A 14,898-nucleotide genomic window follows, 5' to 3' on the forward strand; every position below is an offset into this window, starting at 1 on the left:
CGGGTACGGACAACCCCCACCGGACCCGGCAGGGCGGATCCGCGGGCGCGGCGCCGCTGCCCGGCTCGATTGTCAGTGGGCACCGGTAGCTTCGATCATGTCGCGCCGATCCGGCGGACAACCCCCATTCTCCTGCCCGTTCTTCTGCCCATGCCCTAGGAGGCAGTGCGTTGTTGTCCCATCGGGAGGACTCGAGCACGGCCCGCGTGGTGGCTCCCGCGCGGCCCCGCAAGCTCGCCAAAGTGCCGTTCGTGGAACTGGCCGACGGCCGGCTGCAGGGCGTGGTCTCCAGCGGCTCCGACATCGGACGCGTCTATGTGTCGTCCGTCGCGGCCGGTGACTTCGCCTTCGCGTGCAGCACCAACAACAACCGTCCCTGCGGCGGCCTGCGCGGCTCGTTCTGCAACCACATCCTGGCCCTGCTGGTCGAGGCCGAGCTGCAGTACGGCGCCGAACGCGTCGCCCGCTATCTGCGGATCGACACCGACGGCGGGACCAGCGGGTCGGGCCCGTACAGCCTGGCCGCGGCCATGACCGGCACCCGGCCGGTGCAGGCGGGCAAGGAGGCCGCGCCCGCGGTGTTCGCCCGCTTCCTGCGCCAGTTGGCCTACCTGGAGCTGGCGCCGACCACAGTGCCGCTGCCGGAGATGCAGTGGTTCCCGCCGACCAGGAAGGCAGCCTGATGACCGTACAGCTGGACGACCCGGTGGACGGCCTCGACCAGGCCCTGGCCGCGGTCGACGCGTTCGACCGGGTCCTGACCGGTGGCCTGCTCCGGCCCCGACCGGACCAGGAGGAAGGCCTGCGGGGGCTGGCCGACGCCGTCGCCGGGTCGCCGTTGGCAGCCAGCGTCGCGGTGGCCGCCGAGAAGGCGGCGGCCGGAGCCGCTTCGGAGGAGCACCTGGTGGCGCTGGCCGCAGGACGCACCGCACTGCTGGGCGCCGTCCATGACGCGCTGGCCACCCGGGTGTACGCGGTAACCGGCCGCAGCAGCAGCGGAGTTGACGCACCGCCGACCGCCCCGGCAGCGGCGCCTAACCGGCTGGCCGGCGCGCGGGCGTGGCTGTGCGACCTGGCCCGTGCCGGTTGGCAGGGCCTGGACCGGGAGCTGGTCGCCGGGGCCGAACCGGTGGTCGCCGGGATGCTTGCGGACCCGGCCCTGCGCCGGTTGGCGTCGCTGCTGGACGGCTTCGCCGCCGAGTTGGACGCGTTCTGCCCCGGCGCGGGCCAGGACCGCTTCCCGGTGCGCCGCTGGGCGGACCTGTGGACCCGCGGCATGCTGCTGTCCGACCCCGGCTACCCCGCCGCGCCCCCGTCAGGAACCGTCACCGGACGGCTGCTGCCGCTGGGCGTGGACCTGCACGAGCACTCGACCGGCGTCCAGGCGCAGGTCCACGCGGTGTTCGAGCCCGCCGACGGCGGCCCGGCGCGGCTGGTCCGGGCCAGTGTGTCCGCTCCCAAGCCCGACACCGTGGTCGGCGCCGGCGGCTGGCAGCTGCTGCGCCCGCACCTGTCGCTGTTCTCGGCTCTGGCGGAGGGCCTCACGATGGAGCTGACCGACATGCCGGTCACCGACGAGGGCGATCTGCTCTGGAACGACGACCTCGCCCGCACCGGCGGACCCGCCGATCCGTTCGCCACCGCCCGCGTCGCCCTGCCCGCCGCGACCGGCTCCTGGACCGCACCGCTGGACCGGCACCCGGCCCGGCTGGCCGAACCGGTCTTCCTGGAGGGCTACCGGGCCGACGAGCAGGACGGTGCGGTGACCTTCGCCCTGGCCGGATCGGTCTGGGAGGTCGACGTCGACCGCCTCCCGTCCGCGTCCCCGCTCACTCCGCAGGCGGTGGCCGCCTCCCGGGCCTGCATCGGCCTGCTGCGCTGGGACGCCGGCCGGTTCCTGCTGCAACCGCTGGCGGTGGAGGCCGTCAAGGGCCGTCGCACGGTCGCCCTGCACGCCGGGGCATGGGCCGCGGGCACCACCGACAAGGACGGCGCCCGGGCCGAGAAGGCCGCGACCGAGGCCGTCCAGGTGCTGCGCGAACGCGCCGGAAAGCTGCTGCGCTCTTGACCTCTCCCCCAGCTGAAGCAGGGGGATTCTTCCCTAGCGGGTCGAGCTTTCTGCTTCATCGACAGCAGCTGCCCCGAATCAACGGCCAGGGACGTTGGTACGCCCAGCAGTCTTACGCCAGCTCCACAGACCTGACATCCCTCCAGCCCGGAGGTAGACCCGGGCGGCTTGGTTGTCGCCGTCCAGGCGATAGCCACCCTATCCGTCCGCCACTCACGGGGCAGTCCCCCGGGAGGGTGACTCACCGACGGTCCGCCTTGACGGCGAATCGCCGCCCTCTGCCCCGCGCCGCGGGCAGTCCGATTCCTCCCCCGCCTCAAACCGGGGGTATCCACGGAGGCATCCGATGACCGACCGGATCCCGGCCCCTGCCGATCCACGGCCGGACCGCGACGAGACCCGTCGCCAGGTGCTCTACTGGCGCCTGCTGGCGCGGCTGTTCGACGCCCAGGAGCAGCCTGCGCTGGAGTCCGCGAGCCTGGCCGTCGTCCGCGACATCGGACTGCCGGACGCCCTCCAGGACCCGCAGGCCTCCGTCGACGCGATCGTCCAGCGCCACCCCGAACTCGCCTCCGAGCTGGACGGCCTGATGACTCCCCAGCCCGAGTCCGGTGAACGGGACCGGGCCGCCGAGGTGCGGCGGGCCGCCCTGGTGTCCAAGGTCCTGCTGAACGCCTTCGCCACCGGCAGCGGCACGGTCACCGCCGGGCAGCTCTCCCAGTGGCAGTCCGACGCGGGCTGGCTGGAGCGCGCGCTCGGCTGCCGGCCGGGCGCCCTGCGCGGCGGACGCCCCGGGCCGGCCTCCGGCCCGGGCACCGGCCCCGGTGGTCCGGGACCCGCCGGGAGCGGGACCGGGAACGGACCCGGTCGGCAGCCGGACCTGAGCCGGCTGATCCCGGCGATCGGCCCGGATCTGGCCGCGATCGAGGCGGACCTGGTCAAGCGCATGCATCTGCGCGAGGTCCTGGCCGATCCGCAGCTCGCCGCCCGGCTCACCCCCAGCATGTCGCTGATCGAACAGCTGCTGCGGGACAAGAACAACCTGTCCGGCGTCGCGCTGGCCAACGCCAAGGCGCTGATCCGCCGCTTCGTCGACGAGGTCGCCGAAGTCCTGCGCACCCAGGTGGAGAAGGCGAGCACCGGCGCCCTGGACCGGTCGGTGCCGCCCAAGCGGGTGTTCCGCAACCTGGACCTGGACCGCACGATCTGGAAGAACCTCACCAACTGGGACCCGGAGCAGGAGCGGCTCTACGTCGACCGGCTGCACTACCGCCAAACCGCCCGGAAGACCACCCCGCAACGGCTGATCGTGGTGGTGGACCAGTCCGGCTCCATGGTCGACTCGATGGTCAACTGCACCATTCTGGCCTCCATCTTCGCCGGTCTGCCCAATGTCGACGTCCACCTGATCGCCTACGACACCAGGGCCGTCGACCTCAGCCCCTGGGTGCACGACCCGTTCGAGACGCTGCTGCGCACCAACCTCGGCGGCGGCACCGACGGCACCGTCGCGATGGCGCTGGCCCAGCCGCTGATCGCCGAGCCGCGCAACACCGTGGTGGTGTGGATCAGCGACTTCTACGAGTGGAGCTGCGAGCCGCTGTTCCAGTCGATGGCCTCGATCCACCGCTCCGGCGCCAAGTTCATCCCGGTCGGATCGGTCACCAGCGCCGGCCGGGGCAGCGTCAACCCGTGGTTCCGCGAGCGCTTCAAGGACCTCGGCACCCCGGTGATATCCGGCCACATCCGCAAGCTCGTGCACGAGCTCAAGACCCGCCTCGCCTAGAAAGGGCCCCTGACATGTCCGACCTGCTGCGCGCCCCCGCCGAGACCAAGTACGCCGAGGAGCTGGACTACCTGGAGTCGGTCGACACCGGCACCAAGCCGTTCTCCTGGCGGTTGTCCCCGAAGATGATCCGCACCTTCATCCTCGGCTCCCAGCGCTCCGACGAGCTGGACCGGACGATCGATCAGAAGTGGTACGGCGACCCGGGTTTCGTCGAGCGCTCCATCGTCACCCTGGCCTCGGACCGCGGGCTGCTGCTCATCGGGGACCCCGGCACCGGCAAGAGCTGGCTGGCCGAGCTGCTGGCCGCCGCGGTCTGCCGCAACTCCACCCTGGTGGTGCAGGGCACGGCCGGGACCACCGAGGACCACATCAAGTACTCCTGGAACGTGTCCATGGTGATCGCCAAGGGCCAGTCCCGGGAGTCGATGATCCCCTCCCCCATCATGACCGCGATGGAGGGCGGCGCGATCGGCCGCATCGAGGAGCTCACCCGCTCCACCAGCGACGTCCAGGACGCGCTGATCTCCATCCTGTCCGAGAAGTACATCTCGGTGCCCGAGCTCGACAGCGACAACATCGTCTTCGCCAAGCCGGGCTTCTCGGTCATCGCCACCGCCAACAGCCGCGACCGTGGCGTCAACGACCTGTCCTCGGCGCTCAAGCGGCGCTTCAACTTCGTCCGCATCCCGGTGGTCACCGACAAGAAGAGCGAGGCGCAGATCGTCCGCTTCCGGACCGAGGAGCTGCTGAAGCGCCATCAGCTCGAACTGGAGGTCCCGCCGACGCTGCTGGACGTGCTGCTGGACAGCTTCGCCGACCTGCGCGCCTCCGCCGCCGCGGCCGGCAGCGACGACGAGAAACTGGAGTCCGCGCTGTCCACCGCCGAGCAGATCGGCGTGCTGGAGGACGCGATCCTGCACAGCAACTTCTTCGGCGCCGCGCGGCTCACCCCGCACACGCTGGCCTCCTCGATGGTCGGGTCGCTGGCCCGGCGCGCCCCGGAGGACCTGGCGATCCTGAACAAGTACCTGCACGGCGTCGTCGAACCGCGCAGCAACGAGGTCGGCGGCCCGTGGCCGGAGTTCCTGCAGGGCGGCCGCGACGCGATGGCGAGCCTGTCGTGAGCCGAGCCGCTGCCCCCGCCACTGCCCCCGCCACTGCGCCCGCTTCTGCCGCTGCCGCTGCCGCTGCCGAGGGGACGTTCGACGCCCTGCGGCTCCAGCTGAGCGAAGCGGCCGAGCGGTTCGCCGACGGCCCCGGCGCGCTGGAGGGCCTGCTGCGCGGCATCGTCGACGACGTCGACCGCGCGGTCCGCGAGCCGCTGGAGATCTTCCCGGTCTGCCACCACTCCCCCGCCTCCGCGCTGGCCATGGCCCGCCGACTGCGCGAGAAGCAGCCGACGGTGGTCTACCTGGAGCTGTGCGAGGACCTGGCGCCGCTCCTGGCCGAGCTGCGCAACTGCCAGCTCCCGGTCGCCGTCCAGGCGTTCGCCAGCGAGATCGAGGGCTTCCCGGCCGGGTGGGCACCGCTGTCGGTGGTCGCGCCGATCACCGAGGCGTCCGCCGAGTACCAGGCGATCGCCTACGCCCTGGACACCCCCGGGGTGGAGCTGGTGCTGGTCGACCGCTCCAGCGACCACGTCTTCCAGTGGGAGCCCTACGAGGAGCCCGGACGGCCCGATCCCGACGCCGCGCCACCCGGCCCCGACACGGCGCATCCGGAGGACGGCGCGGCGCTGCACGGCGACGCGGTCGGCGTCCAGGTCGGCGAGCTGCGCCCGCGCTTCGCCGACCTGGAGCAGCACCTGCTGCGCCACGGCCGGGTCCGGCACTGGTCGGAGTGGTGGCACCAGTACGTCGAGCTACCGCTCGGCGACGCCGACCACGACACCTACCGGCAGGCGTTGTTCCTGATCGGCTCGCTGTTCCGGCGGCTGGCGCCGGGCGACGAGCGCCGCACCGCGGTCGACGAGGACCGCGAGCGCTACATGTGGACCCGGATCCGGCAGCATCTGACCGCTACCGGGACCGACCCCGCCGATGCCCTGTACGTCTGCGGGGCCGCCCACGCGGCCAGCCGGGTGGACGAGTTCGGCGTGGACGGCAGCGACACCTTCGAGATCAGCCCGCGCACCGGCACCAGCTGGCAGTACGGCCTGATCCCGTCCAGCCACGCCGCCATCGAGGCGCAGTTCGGTCTGGCAGCAGGCTCGGTGTCGATCGCGGCGACCGTATGGACGAAGAACCTCAAGCGTTCCAAGGTCGCCCCGTTCCGCCTGGCCGGCCAGGCCGGCACCAAGAAGCCCGCCCGGGCCGGGAAGGCCAAGACCGGTGCCGCCGTGCCCGCGACTGCGCACGCGACGGCTGCAGCCGTACCGGCGGCGGACCAGCTCTCCGGGTTCCTGCAGCGGCCCCCGGTCCTGGACGGCCTGGACGTGTCCGAGCTGATGGGCTGGTGCGTGGACATCGTCCGGGCCGCCCGCCGGGCCGGCTACCTGGCCTCCACCGCCGACGCGATCGCCGTCTTCGAGACCTCGATCCTGCTGGCCGGGATGCGGGACCGGGCCAAGCCCAACCCGTACGACTTCCTGGACGCGGCGGTCACCTGCATCGAGAAGGACACCGTGCCCGGACGGCGCGACGTGCGCCGTCTGGTGGAGATCATGATGGGCGGCGACCGGATCGGCCGGGTCGGCTACGAGGCGCTCCCACCGCTGGCCCGCGACGTCCACGACCGGCTCGCCGCGCTCGACCTGCCCCTGGAACGGCGCGGGGTGCAGCGGGCGCTGCTGGACATCTCCGGCCGCCCGGAGCTGGAGCGCTGCTCCGACGTGCTGTGGATGCTGCGGTACCTGATGCCCCCCGGCAGCGCCCGGCCCATCATGGGCGAGCGCAAGCTCGGGCAGCGCCCGATCCAGGAGTCCTGGGACCTGGCCCTGGGCACCCACCAGCGCGCACTGATCGAAATCGGCTACGAGGGCGTCAGCATCGAGCAGGTGCTGGAGCAGCGGCTGCGTCGCACCGCCAACGGCCCGCAGGCCACCGCAGCCGGCGTGCTGGAGGCCGTCGAGGACGCCACGCTGTACCTGCGCAGCCGCCGCCTGGCCGACGAGCTCGGCGCCCGCGCCCTGGAGGTGCTGGCCACCGAGCGAACCGTGGACAGCGCCCCCGAGGTACTGCAGCGGGTACGACGGCTGCTCGGGTACTACCGCTCCTCCGAACCGGCCCTCCCCGGCTGGATCGAGTCCTTCACCAAGACCGGCTACGCCCACTACTGCACCCTGCTGCCCACCGCGTTCACCGACGACGAGGCGACGGTGCGTCAGGTCGCGGCGATGCTGGGGTTCCTGTTCAGCATGGAGTCGCTGGCCCTGTCGCTGGGATGCGACCGGGCCCAGTTGGAGCTGTCCCTGGCGCAGTCGCACCCCGAGGAGCCGGCGAAGGTCGCCCTGCTGTGGGCGGCTCAGGTCCAGATCGGCCGGCAGTCCCGCGCCGATCTGCGCCGGCGCTGCGACGACCTGCTGGGCAACCCGCTCACGCTGCCCGTCTACCCCCGGTACCTCAGCGGGCTCATCCACGCTCTGGAGCCCGCGCCCGGGCTGGCCGACTTCGTGGTGGAGGCGCTCTCCAACGCCTTCGGCCGGCTGCCGGACCCGGTGCTGCTGCCGTGGCTGCCGCTGCTGATCACCTCGCTCCGGGGCGGCGGCAGCCACCTCGTCCCCGTGCTGGTGCGCGAGGCCGGACGGATCTTCCCCGGCCGCCTGGACGCGCTGGACGCCTGGACCCCGCCGTGGCTCGCCCCGCCGGCCCGCCCGCGCCCCGCAGCCGCCCCGGGGCGGCCCTCCACCCGCGCCGCCCTGCTGGCCGCACACCCCGCGGCCTGCGACGCCGCCGCGGCCCTGCTCGGCTGCGACGACCCCTGGGCCCCCACCGAGGGCACCGCACCGCTTCCGACCGGTGCGGCCCTGCTCACCCGCCACCCGCAGACGGCAAAGGCCGCCGCCGTCCTAGTCGGCGGTTGAACTCACGCGGGGTGGCAACGCACCGGCGTCCGCGGGTCCGGTCTGCCCCTGCACGTCGGATGCGGTCCCGGTGACCGCCGGCGGGCGGACCAGGCCCGCGGCGAGCGCGGCCGCCGCGCAGCAGGCGATCGGGAGGAAGAAGGCGGCGGTCAGCGGCATCAGATGGGTGAGCCAGCCGATCACCGCCGGACCGGCGAGCATGCCCAGGTACCCCAGGCTGGCCACCCGGGACACGTTCGCGCCGGCCGCCTGCGCGTCGACGTGCCCTGCGGCGCTGAACAGTTGGGGCACGCAGCCCGACAGTCCCGCGCCGAACAGGGCCCAGCCGACCAGGGCGAGCGGGATCCAGCTCGACAGCGCGGCCACGGTCAGTCCGACGGCCGCGATGGCGGCGCCGTAGCGCAGCACCGCGAACGCCCCGAAGCGCGCGGCGGTCCGGTCGGTCAGCAGCCGTCCCACCGTCATCGCGACGGAGAACGCCCCGTAGGCCAGGGCCGCGGTGGCGGGGGCCGCGTCCAGGACCGTGCGCAGGTGCAGGGTGCTCCAGTCGTTGGCGACGCCCTCGCTGAGCATCACCATCAGGGCCAGGGCCGCCAGGCCCCAGATCCGCCGCGAGGTCCGGCGCCCGCGCGGGCCCGTGGTGGGGGCGACCGGATCCGCGGCAGGCGCGGCGGGGCGGCGCAGCAGCAGCGGCGCCGTCGCCAGGCCGATGACGGCGCCGATGACCGCCGCGGTCCCGAGCGTCGTGGCGGGGGTCCAACCGGCACTGATCGCCCGGGCCCCGGCCAGGGCGGCCAGCACGCCGCCGAGGGAGTAGGCGGCGTGGAAGACGGCCAGGATCGGGCGCCGGTAGGCGTGCTCCACCTGGACGGCGTGGGTGTTCATGCTGACGTCCAGCACCCCGTTCCCGAGGCCGAAGACGAACAGCGCCCCGGTCAGTGGGGCCGCGCCGGTCGCCAGGCCGGGCAGGGCCAGGGTCGCGCTGCACAGCGCGGCGCCCGCAGGCACCATCACGCGGGCGCCGAACCGGTCGGCCAGCGGTCCGGCCACCCGCATCCCGACGAAGGCTCCGAACGCGAGCAGCAGCAGGAGTTCGCCGAGCACGGCGTGGCTGATCCCGGTGCGGTGCTCGACGGTGGGGATCTGGACCACCCACATCCCCATGACCGTCCCGTTGAGGATGAAGTAGACGAAGGTGGCCAGTCGTGCGGCCCGCAGTGATCGATCCATGGATCAAACATAACGAACATAATCTCTGTTCGTAAATTGATTTAACGCACAGACATGATGTTCAATAGGTGGCATGGCGAACACGGACCGGCTCAGAAGGATCACGCAGGCGGTGCAGGAGGCCGGCACGCTCGGGGTCGCGGAGTTGGCGGGACTCACCGGTGCCTCGGAGATGACCGTCCGGCGCGACCTCGACCTGCTGATGAGCCAGGGCGTGTTGGAGCGCTACCGCGGCGGCGCGCGCAGCCTGCTGCTGCGCGGCGAGGAGCCGCCTTTCGCCCTCAGGGCGGAGGAGGCAGCCGAGGCCAAGCGGCGCATCGCCGGCCATGTGGCGGGACTGCTCGCGGACGGCGAGTCGGTGGTGCTCGACAGCGGCACGACCTGTGTGGAGGTCGCGCGGGCGCTGCGCGGACGCCGCCTCACGGTCATGCCGCTGTCGCTGCCGGCCGTCAACGTACTCGTCGACGAGCCCGGCTCGACCACGGTGCTGGTCCCCGGCGGCCGCCCGCGCCGGGGCGAGGGCGCGCTCACCGGGCCGCTGACCCGCGCCTCGCTGGCGGCACTGCGTTTCGACACCGCCGTCGTGGGCTGCTGCGGCCTGACCGCCGAACAGGGGCTGACCGCCTACGACCTGGACGACGCCGACATCAAGCGCACCGCCATCGCCTCCGCCCGCCGCGTCATCGCCGTCGCCGACGGCGGCAAACTGACCCGCGCCGCCCTCGCGTTCGCCGTCCCCGCCACCGCGCTGACCGCCCTGGTCACCGACGACACCGCCCCCGAGGAGGAACTCCAGGCACTCGCCGCCGCCGGAGTGACCGTCAGCACCGTATGACCACACCGGACTGATCGCTATGGTCTGTCGCATGCATCGAACCCGTGTCTACGCCGTCCTCATCGACACCCCCGAGGCGCAGGCGGCGGAGGCCGCCTCGTTCTGGTCCGCCGCACTGGGCGCGGCCGCCCGGGTGGACAAGAGGGAGCCGCAGTTCACCGTCCTGCCCGATGCCCTGCCCGGACTGGTCACCGTCGTGCAGTCGGTGGACGACGCCCCCCGCTTCCACATCGACATCGAGACCGACGACGTCCGCGCCGAGACAGCCCGACTCCTGGCGCTCGGCGCCACCGAGGTGTCCGACTGGCTGGAATGCCGCACCCTCCGCGCCCCCGGCGGCCACCTCCTGTGCGTCGTCCCCGTACACAGCGACCCCGACTACTTCGCCGCCCACGCCCACACCTGGCCGTAGCCCGCAACACCGAACATCCGAAGGGCCGCTGCGCCGGCGGCTGGCCGATGTCGACCACGCGGGCCCAGGCGGGCGGGTGGTCCGGGGCGTAGTCGGGGTTGTCCTCGTTCCGGGAGCGGGTCGGCTCATGGCGGGCGAAGAGGCCGATGACCGTGCGGCACGGAGGGCGGGTGGCGGGCCAGGGGGCCTGACCGTCGGTCAGGGCGACTATCTGCTGACCACCAGTGCCTGGAGTACCGCAGAGCGCGCCTGGCTGCACCGCGCTCCGCGCCGGGACGCCGCACCGGCGGCTCGGAACGACCCTGCCGCACCAGTCTTGTCAGGCGGGGCCTGACACTCTAAGGTTGCCGACAGGCCGTCAGGCAACGCCTGACGGCAGGCCGATCGAGGAGACGAAGCCATGCCGACAACCGCACCCTCCCCCACCGAGGTCCACTGCTCCTTCTGCGTCAAGCCGGCGCCCGCGGTCGCGAAGATCATCGCCGGCCCCGGCGTCTACATCTGCAATGAGTGCGTGAGCCTGTGCAACGACATCCTGGGCCAGGAGGCCGCCGCCGGGCCGGCCTCCTCCGAGGTTCCCGACTGGGAGGACATGACGGACGAGCAGATCCTGGAGCGGCTGCCGCGCATCGCCGCCGTCGGCGCACAGGTGGACGGCAGCCTGCGGCTCCTGGTGGACCGGCTGCGGGAGCGCGGCGTCTCCTGGGCCAGGATCGGCACCGCCCTCAGCATGACCCGCCAGTCGGCCTGGGAGCGCTACGCCCCCCAGCGCGAGCAGTGACCGGCACGGCAGGGGGCACCAGCGGGGCCGGGGCCCGCGAGGGCCTGTGATTGGATCTCGGCATGGCTGATGTCGAGGTTGTGCAGGTCTTCCTGGGTGCCGACGGGACCGGGGGCAGTCCGCTGGGCGTGGTCCGCGACGGGGCCTCGGTACGGGGTGTGGCGGATCGCCAGGAGGTCGCCCGGCGGCTCGGCTTCTCCGAGACGGTGTTCGTGGACCACACCGCGCGGGGCGAGGTGGACATCTACACGCCCAGCGTGCGGCTGCCCTTCGCCGGCTATCCGCTGATCGGCACCGCCTGGCTGCTGCGCCACCACGGCGAAGCGGTCGACCTGCTCCGGACCGAGGCCGGCGAGGTCGCGACCTGGGCCGACGGGGACTTCACCTGGATCCGCGGCCGGGCCGAGTGGGTGTCGGGCAAGCGCACCCAGCAGTTCGGTTCCGCCGCGGAGGTCGACGCGCTGCCGGCCCCGCCCCCGGGCGAGGGCTGGCTCTACGCCTGGGCCTGGGCGGACGAGGCCGCGGGCACGGTCAGGGCCCGCGGCTTCCCCCGCCGCGGCGACGCCATCACCGAGGACGAGGCGACCGGCGCCGCCGCGATGCTGCTCGCCGGCGAGTTGGGCCGGGACCTGCGGATCCGCCAGGGCGCGGGCTCGGAGATCCTGGCCCGTGTCTCCGACCAGGGCTGGATCGAGGTCGGTGGCCGCGTCGCAGCAGTCGGCTCCGCCGGGACCGGTGGGGCCGGTCAGGACTGAGCGGGTACCGCCTGGCGGATCTCGGCCTGACCGAGGGCGCCGGGGGTGAAGACCGCGGCGGCGATGCGCAGGTCCTCCGGCAGCGCCGCCCACAGCTCCCGGGAGAGATCGTGGGAGCTGTGGGCCCTGGTCCGGAACTCGATGAACGGACGCCCCGTGGCGATGTCGCGCCCGTCCGACTGATAGGTCGTCATCAGCACGCCCTCGCCCGGGGCCAGGCCACCGGCCTGGAGCGTCAGCCGATTGGTGGCGGTGCGTTCCCCGCCGCTGTGCCGCGCGGCGCCGAACCAGGCCCTGGCCGTGTCGCCGAGGTCCAGGACCACGGTCAGCCGGGGCGTGAAGATCGGCGGGTCCGGCTCGTAGTCCAGCCCGTCCAGGGCCGGCGCCGGGGGCTGCCCGGCGGCGAGCCGGTCGGCGACCGCAGCCACCTGCTCCCCATTGCCGAAGACCAGCCACTCACCGCTCCGGCGGCCGGCGACATAGTGCCGCAGCCGGTCGTGCCCGCCCGTCCCGGTCGGAGCCACGACGAGATCGCCCTCCGCTGTGCAACTCAAGGTCCGGGCACGGGACTCGGGGCTGCGCCCGGTCAGGAAGTAGCCGCCGAGCACCGACCCGTCAGCGGTTCTGCACCACAGCACACCACGGCCGGGATAGCGGTTGACCGCCAGCACCTCATTCAGCCACTCCACGAGTACGGCGTCCTTCCGCTCCGGGCGGCCCCTGTATACCAGACGGTAGGGAGCAGCGGGGGAACCGCAAAGAATCGTGCACACCCCGTCATCTGCCGAACTACGTTGCTGATGTCCCGGTCAACGTAACAGGAGATCATATGAGCAGCCGTTCAGACGTTGCGGTATACCTTGCGGACGGCTCGACGATCGCGGAGATCATGCTGGTCGGACGGGTCGACCGGCAGGCCGACGCGCTGCTCGGTGCGGTGCTCGACGAACTGCTGGTCGTTCCACGGGTGCTGCGCATCGAGATCGACACCGCCATGGTGCAGTTCTGCGACCGCGGCGGACTGACCGTCTTTCTCCGCGCCCAGAAGCAGGCCGCCGACTTCGGCGTCGTGCTGCACATCGTCCGCGCGGCCCCAGCGCTGCTGCGCGTCCTGGAGGCCACCGGCCTCTCCCAACTGCTCACCCCGGCGGGGAGTTGAACCAGCCGGGGGACCAGCCCGGCCACCGCGCCAACGGCGGCGCCAACCAGTCGCGGTCGCCGGCTCCGCCCGCGTGACCACCCGCTATGGCTGTCTTCGACTGCTATCGTGCGAAATGCCTCATGCCTCGGCGACCGGCCGGGCTGGGCGTGACAGGACGAGGGGCGCATGTCGGACGGTCAGGAGCCTTCGACGGCCGCTGATTCCACAGCCGGGACCGAGGTCGCGGCCGAGGAGCGCCGGCTCCGGCGTGACCTGGGGTTCTGGGGGCTCACCGCGATCGGGTTCTCCAACATCGTCGGATCAGGCTGGCTGTTCGCGGCGATGTACGCGGCGCAGACGGCCGGCCCGGCGTCACTGCTGGCATGGGTCGGCGCCGGGGTGCTGTGCGCGCTGGTCGCCCTGGTGATGGTGGAGCTCGGCGTCTCCCGCCCCGAGGGCGGCGGGACGGTGCGCTGGCCGCTGTTCGCCAGCGGCCGGCTGGTGGGGACGCTGATCGGCTGGTCCACCCTGCTGTCGGTGGGCGGGACCGCCGCCGAGATCAGCGCGATCATGCGCTACGCCGACCACTACCTGCCCTGGCTCTACAGCGCCGGCGGCGGCCTCACCGGTTCCGGCCTGGCGGTGGCGCTGGCGCTGAGCGTGGTCCTCACCGCGCTGAACTGGTTCGCCGTCAAGCTCTTCGCCCGGCTCAACAACCTGGTGTCACTGTTCAAGATCGCCGTGCCGGTGCTCACCGTGGCCGCGCTCTTCGCCTCCGGCTACCACTCCGGCCGGCTCACCTCCTCCGCGCACGGCGGCTTCGCCCCCTACGGCTACCCGGCCGTGCTCAGCGCGCTGGCGGCCGGCGGCATCGTCTACTCGCTCAACGGCTTCCAGGCCCCGCTGGACTTCTCCGGCGAGGCCCGGCACCCGCGCCGCACCATGCCCGGCTCGGTGCTCGCAGGCATCGGGCTGGCACTGCTGCTCTACCTGGCCCTGCAGTTGGCCTTCCTCTACACCGTCCCCGAGCGCCTGCTCGGCCACGGCTGGTCCGGCGTCAACTTCGACTCGCCGTTCGGCCAGCTCGCCCTGATCCTCAATCTGCAGTGGCTGTCCAGCCTGCTCTACGTGGACGCCGTGGTCTCCCCCGGCGGCTCGGCCTACGTCGGAGTCGCCATCGATGCCCGGCACACCTACGCGCTGGCCAAGAACGGCACCCTGCCGCGGTTCTTCATGCGGGTCGACGGACGCCGCGGCGTGCCACAGCGGGCGCTGCTGCTCAACCTGGCCGTGATCGCCGTCTTCCTGCTGCCGTTCAACGGCTGGCAGCAGATCGTCAGCGTGATGGGCGACATGTATCTGCTCATCTACGCCGCATCGGCGGTGGCCGTCGCCGTCTTCCGGGGCCGCCCCGACGGCGGGCTGGTCGGCTGGATCCCCGGGCTGAACTGGATCGCGCCGCTCAGCTTCGTGGTGGCCAGCGAGTTCGTCTACTGGTCCGGCTGGCACGACCTGCGCTACGCGCTGCCGCTGGTGCTGATCGGCCTGCCGCTCTTCCTGCTGCTGCGGCCCGAGCACCGCGAGGAGGCCTCGCTGGCGGCGGAGCTGCTGCGCGGCGCCTGGCTGGTGGTGTACCTGCTGGCGCTCACACTGCTGTCCTGGCTGGGGTCCTTCAAGGGCACGGACCATCTCCGCGCGCCGTACGACTCGATCACGGTCGCCGTGGTGGCCTCGGCCCTGTTCGTCTGGGCCGTCCGCGCGGGCCGGGGACTTCCGGTGGCGGTACCCCCGGCGCCCTCGGTACCCCCGGCGCCTCCGGTGCTCTGATCCCCGGGAGACCCAGGTCACACCGGTCCATGTCACATT

General features: G+C 72.7%; 13 protein-coding genes and 1 pseudogene. 11 read left to right on the top strand and 3 right to left on the bottom strand.

The features are described 5' to 3' along the window. The first annotated feature begins 173 nt into the window (after positions 1-173). From TR46_RS06935 to TR46_RS06955, 5 genes are all read left to right on the top strand, one after another. Positions 174-683 carry a hypothetical protein gene (locus TR46_RS06935; protein ID WP_084718033.1) on the top strand — a complete coding sequence of 170 codons (510 nt, stop codon included), beginning with the start codon at positions 174-176 and terminating at the stop codon, positions 681-683. Next, positions 653-2,068: a hypothetical protein gene (locus TR46_RS06940; RefSeq protein ID WP_042395297.1), complete on the top strand. Its 1,416-nt coding sequence runs from the start codon at positions 653-655 to the stop codon at positions 2,066-2,068. The genes TR46_RS06935 and TR46_RS06940 overlap by 31 nt, the downstream gene beginning before the upstream one ends. Positions 2,069-2,414: 346 nt before the next feature. Then, positions 2,415-3,854, top strand: a complete 1,440-nt coding sequence (locus TR46_RS06945; RefSeq protein WP_042395300.1) for a vWA domain-containing protein — start codon at positions 2,415-2,417, stop codon at positions 3,852-3,854. A gap of 14 nt (positions 3,855-3,868) precedes the next feature. Then, positions 3,869-4,981, top strand: a complete 1,113-nt coding sequence (locus tag TR46_RS06950) for an ATP-binding protein (protein WP_042395304.1) — start codon at positions 3,869-3,871, stop codon at positions 4,979-4,981. An 86-nt stretch (positions 4,982-5,067) separates the two neighbouring features. Next, a complete protein-coding gene (locus TR46_RS06955; RefSeq protein WP_042395631.1) occupies positions 5,068-7,878 on the top strand; it encodes a DUF5682 family protein in 2,811 nt (936 codons plus the stop codon). Here the strand turns inward: TR46_RS06955 and TR46_RS06960 are convergent. Then, positions 7,864-9,108, bottom strand: coding sequence for an MFS transporter (locus TR46_RS06960; protein ID WP_063770537.1), 1,245 nt, complete (start codon positions 9,106-9,108; stop codon positions 7,864-7,866). The two genes, TR46_RS06955 and TR46_RS06960, sit on opposite strands and share 15 nt — an antisense overlap. Before the next feature lie 73 nt (positions 9,109-9,181). Between TR46_RS06960 and TR46_RS06965 the strand changes: the two genes are divergently transcribed. Beyond that, complete coding sequence (locus TR46_RS06965) at positions 9,182-9,943, top strand: DeoR/GlpR family DNA-binding transcription regulator (protein WP_042395306.1); 762 nt, start codon at positions 9,182-9,184, stop codon at positions 9,941-9,943. Between the two features lie 31 nt (positions 9,944-9,974). Then, positions 9,975-10,355: a VOC family protein gene (locus tag TR46_RS06970; RefSeq protein WP_042395311.1), complete on the top strand. Its 381-nt coding sequence runs from the start codon at positions 9,975-9,977 to the stop codon at positions 10,353-10,355. 43 nt (positions 10,356-10,398) lie between these two features. Here TR46_RS06970 and TR46_RS45525 read toward each other — a convergent pair. Then, positions 10,399-10,566: pseudogene (locus TR46_RS45525) on the bottom strand (DUF2201 family putative metallopeptidase); the annotation flags it as partial. 189 nt (positions 10,567-10,755) lie between these two features. On the opposite strand from TR46_RS45525, the gene TR46_RS06975 reads away from it, so the two are divergent. Further along, on the top strand, positions 10,756-11,136 hold the full coding sequence (locus TR46_RS06975) for a ClpX C4-type zinc finger protein (protein WP_042395314.1): 381 nt from the start codon (positions 10,756-10,758) through the stop codon (positions 11,134-11,136). Between the two features lie 62 nt (positions 11,137-11,198). Further along, complete coding sequence (locus TR46_RS06980) at positions 11,199-11,891, top strand: PhzF family phenazine biosynthesis protein (RefSeq protein ID WP_042395316.1); 693 nt, start codon at positions 11,199-11,201, stop codon at positions 11,889-11,891. On the opposite strand, the gene TR46_RS06985 is transcribed toward TR46_RS06980, so the two are convergent. Next, the gene (locus TR46_RS06985; protein ID WP_236655234.1) at positions 11,882-12,580 is read right to left on the bottom strand and encodes an IMP cyclohydrolase; all 699 of its coding nucleotides are present in this window, start codon (positions 12,578-12,580) and stop codon (positions 11,882-11,884) included. The genes TR46_RS06980 and TR46_RS06985 overlap by 10 nt on opposite strands. Before the next feature lie 140 nt (positions 12,581-12,720). Here TR46_RS06985 and TR46_RS06990 point away from each other — a divergent pair, with 140 nt between their 5' ends. Continuing rightward, positions 12,721-13,050, top strand: coding sequence for an STAS domain-containing protein (locus tag TR46_RS06990; protein WP_042395319.1), 330 nt, complete (start codon positions 12,721-12,723; stop codon positions 13,048-13,050). 168 nt (positions 13,051-13,218) lie between these two features. Further along, positions 13,219-14,859: an APC family permease gene (locus tag TR46_RS06995; RefSeq protein WP_042395322.1), complete on the top strand. Its 1,641-nt coding sequence runs from the start codon at positions 13,219-13,221 to the stop codon at positions 14,857-14,859. The last annotated feature ends 39 nt before the right edge of the window (positions 14,860-14,898 follow it).

It is taken from the genome of Streptacidiphilus carbonis, assembly GCF_000787775.1.
Taxonomy (GTDB): domain Bacteria; phylum Actinomycetota; class Actinomycetes; order Streptomycetales; family Streptomycetaceae; genus Streptacidiphilus; species Streptacidiphilus carbonis.